10 protein-coding genes and 1 pseudogene are annotated in these 9,261 nt (G+C 75.0%); 2 read left to right on the top strand and 9 right to left on the bottom strand.

Features of this window, described 5'->3' with window-relative positions:
- The 3 genes and pseudogenes from AB0O09_RS08225 to AB0O09_RS08215 form a co-directional block, all read right to left on the bottom strand.
- Positions 1–231: pseudogene (locus AB0O09_RS08225) on the bottom strand (pirin family protein); the annotation flags it as partial.
- The gene (locus AB0O09_RS08220; RefSeq protein WP_363540744.1) at positions 224–730 is read right to left on the bottom strand and encodes an OsmC family protein; all 507 of its coding nucleotides are present in this window, start codon (positions 728–730) and stop codon (positions 224–226) included. The pseudogene AB0O09_RS08225 and the gene AB0O09_RS08220, both read right to left, overlap by 8 nt.
- A 35-nt stretch (positions 731–765) precedes the next feature.
- Positions 766–1,071, bottom strand: coding sequence for a GNAT family N-acetyltransferase (locus AB0O09_RS08215; protein ID WP_344622960.1), 306 nt, complete (start codon positions 1,069–1,071; stop codon positions 766–768).
- 193 nt (positions 1,072–1,264) lie between these two features.
- Between AB0O09_RS08215 and AB0O09_RS08210 the strand changes: the two genes are divergently transcribed.
- Positions 1,265–2,047, top strand: a complete 783-nt coding sequence (locus AB0O09_RS08210) for an SDR family oxidoreductase (RefSeq protein WP_363540743.1) — start codon at positions 1,265–1,267, stop codon at positions 2,045–2,047.
- A gap of 207 nt (positions 2,048–2,254) precedes the next feature.
- Here the strand turns inward: AB0O09_RS08210 and AB0O09_RS08205 are convergent, their stop codons facing one another.
- Entirely contained in the window at positions 2,255–2,512 is a 258-nt protein-coding gene (locus AB0O09_RS08205; RefSeq protein WP_363540742.1) for a LapA family protein, read from the bottom strand.
- 129 nt (positions 2,513–2,641) lie between these two features.
- On the opposite strand from AB0O09_RS08205, the gene AB0O09_RS08200 reads away from it, so the two are divergent.
- Positions 2,642–2,920, top strand: coding sequence for a hypothetical protein (locus AB0O09_RS08200; protein WP_363540741.1), 279 nt, complete (start codon positions 2,642–2,644; stop codon positions 2,918–2,920).
- An 89-nt stretch (positions 2,921–3,009) separates the two neighbouring features.
- On the opposite strand, the gene AB0O09_RS08195 is transcribed toward AB0O09_RS08200, so the two are convergent.
- The 5 genes from AB0O09_RS08195 to AB0O09_RS08175 form a co-directional block, all read right to left on the bottom strand.
- On the bottom strand, positions 3,010–3,753 hold the full coding sequence (locus AB0O09_RS08195; RefSeq protein ID WP_363540740.1) for a carbohydrate-binding module family 20 domain-containing protein: 744 nt from the start codon (positions 3,751–3,753) through the stop codon (positions 3,010–3,012).
- 373 nt (positions 3,754–4,126) lie between these two features.
- Positions 4,127–4,978, bottom strand: coding sequence for a hypothetical protein (locus AB0O09_RS08190; RefSeq protein WP_363540739.1), 852 nt, complete (start codon positions 4,976–4,978; stop codon positions 4,127–4,129).
- Positions 4,978–5,499 (bottom strand): SigE family RNA polymerase sigma factor, encoded by a 522-nt coding sequence (locus AB0O09_RS08185; protein WP_363540738.1) that lies wholly within the window; start codon positions 5,497–5,499, stop codon positions 4,978–4,980. Before AB0O09_RS08185 ends, AB0O09_RS08190 begins: the two co-directional genes overlap by 1 nt.
- Positions 5,500–6,167: 668 nt before the next feature.
- Positions 6,168–8,642, bottom strand: a complete 2,475-nt coding sequence (locus tag AB0O09_RS08180) for a DUF3376 domain-containing protein (protein ID WP_363540737.1) — start codon at positions 8,640–8,642, stop codon at positions 6,168–6,170.
- Between the two features lie 156 nt (positions 8,643–8,798).
- Positions 8,799–9,239: an Lrp/AsnC family transcriptional regulator gene (locus AB0O09_RS08175; RefSeq protein WP_344622952.1), complete on the bottom strand. Its 441-nt coding sequence runs from the start codon at positions 9,237–9,239 to the stop codon at positions 8,799–8,801.
- Positions 9,240–9,261: the final 22 nt, after the last annotated feature.

Raw genomic sequence — 9,261 nt, 5'->3', positions numbered from 1 at the left:
CGGGTGCGGGGGCACCTGCATGCCGGGCTCGTCGGCGATGTCGTCCGGGCCGTAGTGGTCGACGAAGCACCAGGCACCGACCATCCGCCGCCCCATGCTCGGCAGCAGCCGGCGCACCACAGTGGATCCGCCGAGCGCTGTCTCGCGGGCGACCAGCAGGTCCCGCACCGGACCCTCGGCGCGGTTGCCGCCGCAGGTGGTGGGGGTGGGGCGCAGGTCGAGGTCACTCATGGCGGCCGGCCTCCTGCCCGTCGGCACCGGCACCGGCACCCGCACCGGCTGCGTGCTGCCAGCGCACCGCGCCGTGGTGCGCCTGTTCGACGATCGGGGTGCCGCCGCGGACCGCCCGGGTCACCGGGGTGCGGTCGGCGATGTCGAGCAGCCGGGCCCGCTGCGCCTCGTCGAGGTCGCCGAGCAGCTCGATCCGCCGGGTGATCCGCACGCTCTTCTCCGGGCCCTTCTCGTAGCCGAGGTGCACCCGGACGGTCTCCAGCGGCCAGTCCTTGCGCTGGGCGTACATCCGCAGGGTGATCGCGGTGCACGAGCCGAGTGCGGAGAGCAGCAGGCCGACCGGGGTGGTGGCGGTGTCGGCGCCGCCAGCGGACGGGGGTTCGTCGGCGGCCAGCTTGTGGTGGCCGGAGCGGATCTCGACGCGGTAGTCCTCGCCGGTGCTGGTGGCGACGGCCGCCGCGGAGCGGACGAAGGCGGGGGCCTCGGTGGTGGTGTCCATGGTGTCCTCGGGGGAGTGCCCGGTCCGGGGCGCGGTCACAGGCCGAAGCGGTCGCGCTGGGCGGCCGGCACCAGCTCGGCGTAGTCGGGGTGCTTGGTGATCCAGCCGCGGATGAACGGGCAGTACGGCAGCACGGCGGCGCCCTGCTCGCGGGCGGCGTCCAGCGCGCCCTGCGCGAGCTTGCCGCCCAGGCCGCGGCCGCCGAACTTCGGGTCGACCTCGGTGTGGATGAAGGCGAGCTCGGTGCCGTAGCGGTGGTACTCGGCGAAGCCCGCGAGCTCCTCGTCGTCGAAGATCTCGAAGCGGGAGCTGTCCTGATTGTCCGTCACGCGAATCGCCATGGGTCCTGCCTCCTCGATCGAACCGCGGGTCTCGCGGCCTTTGTAGTTTACGATTAAACCAATCGGTGATCAACCGCATTCCCGGGGCCCCGGTCCCGCCGCGCGGGTCGGCGGCACCCCCTCGCGACCCCTTCCGCGACTCCGGGTGGTCGACGGGCCGTCAGGAGCTACGCTGGCCCGACACGATTCGATCATGGACCGAGGGGGCGCAGGGGTGCAACGGGTCGCGGTGGTGTCCGGCGGCGGTACGGGGATCGGCAAGGCCGTCGCTCGTGCGCTCACCGCCGAGGGGTGCCGGGTGGCGGTCGTCGGCCGGCGCGTCGACGTACTGGAACGGGCCTGCGAGGAGATCGCCGAGGCCGTACCGGGAGCGGAGGCCGTCCCAATCGCCGCCGACCTCACCGTGCCCGCCCAGGTGGCCGTGGCAGCCGAGGCGATCGGCGCGCTCGGGCCGGTCGACGTCCTGGTGAACAACGCCGGCGCGATCATCACCCCGCCCGCCGACGACGGCCTCGACGCCCTCGCCGCGGCCTGGCGGCACGACCTGGACACCAACCTGCTCAGCGCCGTCCTGCTCACCACGGCCCTCACCGACCGGCTGCGCCGCCCCGGCGGGCGGCTGATCGTCATCAGCTCGGCGGCGGCCCAGCGCGGCGGCGCCGGCCCGCACTCGGCCGGCTCCTACGCGGCGGCCAAGGCCGCCCTGCACGGCTGGGCCTTCGGCCTGGCCCGACAGCTCGGCCCGGACGGGATCACCGTCAACGTCCTGGCCCCTGGCTACGTCGCCGAGACCGAGATCTTTGGCGCGGGGTGGTCGGAGGATTTCCACGCCCGCAAGATCGCCGACACCCTGGTCGGCCGGGCCGGGACCCCCGGGGACGTGGCGTCCGCTGTGGCGTACCTGGCCTCGCCGGCGGCCGGCTACATCACGGGCCAGGTGATCGGCGTCAACGGTGGAGCCGTGCTGGGCCGGTAGCCCCCGTCCGTGGCTCGTGGCTGATGGTTCGAGGCCTGTGGCTCGTGGTTTGCGGCCCGTGACTTGTGGCTGGTGGTCCGGTTCGTGGCCTGGGGCCGGGACCGGCGGCTGGGACCGGGCGGCCGCGACCGGCCCCGGTCGGGCGGCGCCTCCCCGTCACTCCCGGACGGGGCCCGGGGCGGCGGAGGCGCGGGCTCGTCGGGGTCGCTACCGTCCCTTGCGGGCGGCTCGGCGGCGGGCGAGGAACACGCCGATCAGCATGCCGACCAGGATGGTCACGGTCAGGACGACCCAGAGTGGCATGGTGACGTCGGAGACCCAGAGGGTGATGGTCACCGACGCGGTGTTGACCGCGATGAACCACACGGCGAGGACCGCGATGACGCCGACCGCGATGGTGCGCAGTCGCACCTCGCGGCCCTTGACCGTGAGACGTGACGGCTCGTGCTGGGTGTTCTGCGACATGGCTTCAGTATCGTGCGATTTGCCTGATTCGTCCCCGGAGGACGGCTCTGCCGGGCCTCCGGGTGCCGCGCGGGCGGGTGAGGCCCGGCGCGAGGTGCGGCCGCGGTCCGTCCGCGGGAAGCTCGAAGGATGACGGCGCTGGTGGTGATGCTGGAGATCGAGCAACCGGGCACGGTCCACGATCTCGGCGGTGGCGAGCACGCCTCGGAGGGCCGCGCGGCCCTGGTCGTGCACGCGGCCCCGGTCGCCGCCGACGGCGGCCCCGAACGGCGGACCTTCTGCGGCTCGGACACCGCGGGCCTCGAACGCGACCCCTGGCAGCCCGCCGAGGACGCCGCCGTCTGGTACCCCTCCCGGTGGTCCCAGCGGGTCTGTGAGGAGTGCGCCGCCGCGGTGCGAGGCCGGTGAGCGCCGGCCGGTCGTCGTAGGCCGGCGAGCGAGCGGCTGCCCGGCCCGGCCCGGTCGGACCGGGCCGGGCAGCCGGAGCGGCCGGGTGCTCAGCGCCAGCTGTCGTGCAGCACGAGGGTGCCGGTCGGCGGGGTGACGGTGGCGTGGTTCGGCCCGTCCTCCCAGACGACGGTGCCGTCGGCGTTCTTCTTCAGCAGCTTGTAGCGGACTGCGGTGTTCGGGGGCAGTGAGGCGATGCCGGTCCACTCCGGGTAGACGACGTGGCTGGTGCTGAGTGCGACGGCCTTGGCCGGGTCCCAGGCGCCGAGTTCGGCGAGGTCGCCGGAGACGTACAGGGTCTGCCCCCAGGTGGTGGAGGCGGTGGCGGTGAAGACGGCGGTGAGCGGGTGCTCGCCGGTGACGTTCCAGCGGTCGGAGAGGGTGGTCTCGCCGCCGGTGCCGGAGAGGAAGACGGAGCGGTTCGGGATCGACTCCCACTCCACCGCGCCCGCGGCGGTCCGCTTCAGGTACTTGTAGGTGAGCTGGCCGCCGGGCGGCAGCAGGAGGTCGACCGACCAGGTCGGGTAGCTCCGCGCGTCGGTGGTGAGGGGGACGGCCGTGGCCGGATCCCAGGCGCCGAGTTCGGCGGTGCTGCCGGAGACCAGCACGGTGTCCCCGTACTCGGTGGCGGCCGTGACCTGCAGGTGCACGGGAGTGCCGAGGGTGCCGCCGGTGGCGGCCCGGGCGGCCGTGGCGGGCAGGAGCAGGCTCGCGATCAGGGCCGTGACCAGGGCGGGGAGTAGCAGGAGGGGTCGCAGCCGGGCTGCGGTGGGGTGCGGCTGGGGGAGCGTCATGTCCGTTGTCCTCCAGGTCGAATGGCGGCGCGGGGCGCCGCGGAGGGGGAGGCCGGGGCTCGCGTGCGGCGTCGGAGGCGAGCGGCGGTCCGAAGTGCTGCAAAGTCTTGCAGCAACTTTCATGCCAATGGGCGATTTCCGGCCAGGGTGGGGTCGCGCCTGATCGGCGGGTGGGCGGCAGGGCCCCGACCTCGCCTGACCTGCGCACGACACCAAGACGGCGGACCGCCGGCACGCCCCGGCTCCGCCCTCCCGGAACGCGACGGCCACCCGACGGCCACCGGACGCACCCGCCGAGGGCCCCGCCGTCACCGCGCGTGACACCGGGCCGCGCGACAACGGCGGGAACCCGGCCCCTCGCCGGACGGCCGGCTCAGCCGGTGCGGGCGAAGTCGCCCCAGACCGAGGCCCGGCCGCCCGCCGTCGCGGCGTCGATCCGGTACCAGTCGCCGCCCGCGTCCCGCCCGCCGGCGTCGTGCCCGTACTGGCCCGCGAAGACGTGCTGGCCGACCGGGACCGTACGGCCCGCCTTCAGCACCCAGCGGTAGACCAGCACGCCGCCCTCCTCCCGGACGGTCACCGTGAAGTCGTCCGCCGACAGGGTCTGCCAGTGGCCGGTGTCCTTCACCCCGCCGGTCTGCGGCACGTGCAGTTCCAGCGTCAGCGCGGTGAGCACCTCACGGGTCTTGAAGGTCACGTTGCTCTGCGCCCAGAAGTCCGTGCTGTGCGGATCGACGGAGCCGTCCGCCCACAGCGGGCCGTCCTCCGTCCGGCTCCCGGCGGGCCTCGCCGACGTCGTCGGCCGGGCGGAGGAGGGTGAGGCGGAGGGGGACGTCGAGGCGCTCGGTCGGGGCGCGCCGGACGGCGGCCGGGACCCGGAGGTCGGCGCCGGCAGCGCCTCGGGCGCGGTGGACGGCGGGGCGGTGCTCGCTGCGGAGCTCGGCGAGGGGGACGGCGCGGGCGGCGTCTGCGGTCGCTGGGCGATCGCGGCCACCGCGAGACCGCCGACGGCCAGGGCCGCGGTCGCGGCCAGCCCGGCCAGCGCCATCCGGGGCCAGGAGAGCAGGCCGCGGCGTACCCGGTGGCGGCCGGCCGCCGGGTCGGAGGCGTCGGCGTTCAGGGCGCCGGAGGAGGCGATGCCCCGCTCGACGCGGGCGAGCATGCGCTCCCGGTCCGGCCGGTGGGCCTCGGCGGCCTCGCGCAGCTGTCGGCGCAACTCGTCCATCAGCTCCTCCTTCCCGTCAGTTCGCCGGCCCGGTCGCCGAGCAGCCGTTGCAGTTCCGCCATTCCCTTGGAGGTCTGGCTCTTCACCGTGCCCACCGAGATGCCGAGAGCCAGGGCCGTCTCCTTCTCGGAGAGGTCCATGGCATGCCGGAGCACCACGCAGGCCCGCTTGCGGAAGGGTAGCCGGGCCAGCGCCGCCCGGACGTCCAGTACGGAGGCCACGTCCGGCCCGTCCGTCCGCTCGGAGCGGTGCGACCAGAACAGCAGCACCCGGCGCCGCTCGCGGACGGCGGTGCGGATCCGGCCGCGAGCGAGGTTGGCGACCACGCCGCGGGCGTAGGCGACGGGGTGGTCCGCGCCGCGGACCCGGTCCCAGCGGTGCCAGAGGGCAACCATGGCGTCCGCCGCGAGGTCGTCGGCCGCGTCCGCCTCGCCTGTCAGGAGATGGGCGAGCCGGGCGAGTTCGGCGTGGTGGCGTTCGAAGAAGTCGTGGAACTCCGCGGACGCATCATCGGCGATCATGTCCGGGGCGTGACCTCTCGATCCGTTGTGAGCGTTCTCAATCAGTAGGGAGGGCGGCAGCCTACCAATCGCTCCCACCGTCGGATCACCGGGTGCCCCAGTCGTCGCCGCAGGTCGCAGGGGTGCCGACCAGGTCGTGCGGCCCCGCCGGCCGAGACCGAGCGGGTCGGCGGCGGGTGCCGTGCCCAGCGCCGTCACCCCTTCGTACCCGACCGGGCGGCGCGCGCCCCGGCGCGGGCTGGCGGCACGGACGGACGGCACGGGTCGAACGGTCTCTCGGGGGCGGGGCCGGGCATGGGGGAGCCTCCTTCGAATCGGCGCCTTGCTGCCCCCGGGTTGCCACCGACGCGCGAAAGGTTGCCGCCGGACGGGAAGTCGGTCCTGTCGGGTCGGCACATGCCGCCATGGGCGGCGAACAGCGCTTGCGGCAGTGAGCGGGCCGCCGAGTGACGAAGGGCAGTCGGAGCGGCGAAGGGTCATCCGAGCTGCGAGGGGCCGTCGGAGCAGCGAGGTGCTGTCGGGGTGGCGAAGAGCCCTCGGAGTAGCGAGCCACCGTCACATCAGCACGCGGCCACTCAAAAGTGAGTGATTATCACCCAAAAGATTGATCAACGCAAAAGTGAATGGGTATCACGATAACGAGGGGCCATCGTGTACGCGAACGGCGATCACGTCAGCGGCAGGGCGATCGCCAGCGCGATGCCCGCGCCGAGCAGCGCGCAGAGCAGCGCCGCCGCGCAGACCGTACGGACGGCGTCACGACGCAACGCGGTGCGCAGCGCACCCGGCAGCGGATCCTGGTCCAACTGCCGGCGGACGCCGCGGGTGGCGCGGCGCAGCAGCCACAGGCCCACCCGTCGGCGCAGCGGGAGACCGCCGGTGTCGGGCGGCTCCGGGTCGAGGGCGGCGCGGGCCGGGACGTTGAGCCGGCGCTGCGCCCACCGGGTGGGGCCGGCGGCGTCGGCCTCCGGTTCGGCGAGCAGCAGGGCGCGGGCGGACCGTGCGGTCCGCTGCCGGACGTCCCGGCCGCTGGGGCCGCCGACGGTGCGGTCGAGCAGGGCGGAGTCCGAGCCGAGCAGTTCGTCGAGGTTCTGCTGCATCCGTTCCCGCCCGATCTCGGCGGCGAGCAGCGCGCTGTGCAACTCCCGCTCGGCGTCCTGCCGTTCGCCCGGCTCGGGGACGAGGACGCGGAGCAGGTGGCGGGCGGCGTCCAGGCGGCCCCAGGTGAAGTCGGAGCTGCGCCAGTCCTCGTCGAGGAAGGCGCCGAAGTGGCCGAGCCGGGTGCCGTACAGCTTGCGGTCGCCCATGTCGGCGTAGCGGTCCTGGCGGAAGAGCGGGCCGAGGTCGTCGGGGCCGAGGCGGAGGAAGGTGAAGGCGGGGGTGGGCTGTTCGACGGCGGCCGCGGCTGGGGCGTAGGCGTGGCTGAGGACCTCGACGGCGAGGCAGCAGGCGAGGGCGTCGCGGGTGGTGGCGAAGCGCTGGTCGCCGAGGGTGTGCAGGGCGGTGAGGTAGCTGCCGGCGGCCTGCCGGACGAGGCCGCCGAGGGTGCGGGCGGCGTCGAGGCGGGTGAAGGCCTCGCTGACCCGGTCGGCGATCCCGGCGTCGGACGGGCCCGGCGGCGGCCCCTCGCGCAGGGCGGTGCGGACGGCGGTCGCCACCGCCCGGGTCTCGGCGAGCCGGCGGCAGACCAGTCCGGCCGCCGAGGCCAGCTGGCGGCGGACGGCGGGCTGGCAGTCGGGCAGGCGGCGCTGCAGGTCGCAGAGCATCATCCGCAGGACGCGTTCGGTGGGGACGAGCCCCCACCGCCAGTCGCCGGGGTCGGCGGCGTGCACGGGGTCGTCGTGCTCGGTGGCGGCCGGCGGCAGCCACGCGGGGTCGCGGCCTGGCAGCCAGTCGGCCGCGGTGCCGGGCGGGTCGAGCAGGGCGGTGACGCCGTCCGCGGAGGCCTGCCGGCGGACGTCCCAGACCACGGCCGCGGCCCGGCTGCGGCGGTAGTCGTCGAGGAGTTCGGCGGCCCGGTGCAGCAGGCGGGTGGCCCGGACGGGGTTCTCGTACAGCTCGCGGAAGAGGTGCTCCTGGACGCCGGAGACGCGGGTGCGCATCCGTTCGGCGAGGTCCTCGGTCGCGGAGCGGAAGTTGGCCTCGCGGGGGTGGTGCAGTGCGGTGGCGGCGGCCTCCGTCCAGGTGATGTCCTCGGGCCGTTTGCGGCCGACGGCCTCCTGCCGCAGGGTGCCGGCGGACGGCACCACGTACACCAGGACGCGTTCGGGCCGACGGTCGGCGAGGCGTTCGCCGATCGCGTCGAGCACCGGGCGGAAGGGCTCGTTGTCGAGGACGCCGCCGTCCATGACGGAGCTGCTGGGGATGGTGGAGGGCGGGTCGCGGTGGTCGGCCATCGGCGCCTCCTGCACGGGGGCGAAGGCCACCGGGAACGCGGCCGTGGCGCGGGCGGCGCGCAGCAGGGCCGGTGCCGGGCGTCCGGCCGGGCCGTGGAAGTCGCGCAGCGGGCGCCTGCCGACCTGCCAGGCGCCGGCGCGGGTGCGTTCGTAGACCGGGGCCTCGTCGTCGTGGCGGAACCGGTAGACCCGGCGGTGGTCGGGAACGTCGAAGGCGCCGCCGTAGCCGTCGGTGCACCGGCGGGGGCGGCCGTCGAGGGCGGTGGCGGTGAGGAAGAGGGTGACCTGCTCGGCCAGTTGCGGTTCGCCGCCCATCGCGGCGACGGCCTCGGTGAGGGCCTCCTCGACGGCGGCGCCGCGCAGCAGGCTGTCGGATCCGTCCTCGGAGAGCAGCCGGCCGAGGTCGGCGGTGCGGTTCCAGGTGGCGCGAAGGTCGGGCAGGGCGGCGCCGCGGGCGACGGCGGTGGCCAGCAGCACCCCGTTCAGCCCGCCGGCGGAGGTGCCGGCGACCACGTCCACCACGACCCGCTTGTGCCGCTCCCGGGTGAGGCGCTGCCAGATCCGGAAGGCGGGACGGTCGCGCTCGGCGACGCCCGACTCGTCGTCGCCCCGGGAGGCCCGGCGCAGCAGGTCGAGTTCGTGGGCCACGCCGCCCATCCAGACCGCGAGGCTGATGCCGCCGTTGAGGACGAGGGCGAGCCGGACCTCCTGCGGCGGGCCGCCGGCCGCGGTGTCCTGGTCGGTCATAGCGGCAGGCTAGGCGGCCGGCGGGGCGTCACCGTCCGGGCCGGGCGGCCGGTTCAGCCGCTCGGCGGAACGGATTGCACCGGGCGGCGCAGTGGCCGCGGGCCCGGCCGGCGCGGGGCCGGCCGGCGGGCCCGCGGTGTCAGGGCGTGGCCAGGGTCAGCCGACGTCCCAGAAGAACCGGTGGGTGTGGATGCCGAAGTAGGGGAAGGACTGGATGTGCTTGACGCCCTGGATCGGCCGGACGGTGTCGTTGACGAAGTCCAGCAGCTCGCGCGGCCCTGGGCAGACCACCTCGGCGAACAGGTCGAAGCCGCCGGCGGTCAGCACCGAGTACACCACTTCGCCGTACCGGGCGAGTTCGTCGGCGACGCCGCGCGGGTCGCCGTCCACGGTGATGCCGAGCATGGCCATCGCCTGCCCGCCCATGGCCATCGGGTCGGTCACGCCGACGACCTGGACGGCCTTGGCGTCGATCAGCCGCTGCAGCCGCTGCCGGGCGGCCGAGGCCGACAGGCCCACCTTGGGGCCCAGGTCGGCGTACGCGATCCTGCCGTCCGTCTGCAGCTCGCGCAGGATGGCCCGGTCGATCTCGTCCAAATTCGCAACTCCTCGGTCCGTC

Source organism: Kitasatospora sp. NPDC093679 (assembly GCF_040683455.1).
Lineage (GTDB): Bacteria > Actinomycetota > Actinomycetes > Streptomycetales > Streptomycetaceae > Kitasatospora > Kitasatospora arboriphila.
This window is presented reverse-complemented; position numbering and strand designations above follow the sequence as displayed.

Coding starts and splice junctions, on each gene's coding strand:
- AB0O09_RS08220 (WP_363540744.1), bottom strand. CDS start 730: ATGGACACCACCACCGAGGCCCCCGCCTTCGTCCGCTCCGCGGCGGCC.
- AB0O09_RS08215 (WP_344622960.1), bottom strand. CDS start 1,071: ATGGCGATTCGCGTGACGGACAATCAGGACAGCTCCCGCTTCGAGATC.
- AB0O09_RS08210 (WP_363540743.1), top strand. CDS start 1,265: ATGGACCGAGGGGGCGCAGGGGTGCAACGGGTCGCGGTGGTGTCCGGC.
- AB0O09_RS08205 (WP_363540742.1), bottom strand. CDS start 2,512: ATGTCGCAGAACACCCAGCACGAGCCGTCACGTCTCACGGTCAAGGGC.
- AB0O09_RS08200 (WP_363540741.1), top strand. CDS start 2,642: ATGACGGCGCTGGTGGTGATGCTGGAGATCGAGCAACCGGGCACGGTC.
- AB0O09_RS08195 (WP_363540740.1), bottom strand. CDS start 3,753: ATGACGCTCCCCCAGCCGCACCCCACCGCAGCCCGGCTGCGACCCCTC.
- AB0O09_RS08190 (WP_363540739.1), bottom strand. CDS start 4,978: ATGGACGAGTTGCGCCGACAGCTGCGCGAGGCCGCCGAGGCCCACCGG.
- AB0O09_RS08185 (WP_363540738.1), bottom strand. CDS start 5,499: ATGATCGCCGATGATGCGTCCGCGGAGTTCCACGACTTCTTCGAACGC.
- AB0O09_RS08180 (WP_363540737.1), bottom strand. CDS start 8,642: ATGACCGACCAGGACACCGCGGCCGGCGGCCCGCCGCAGGAGGTCCGG.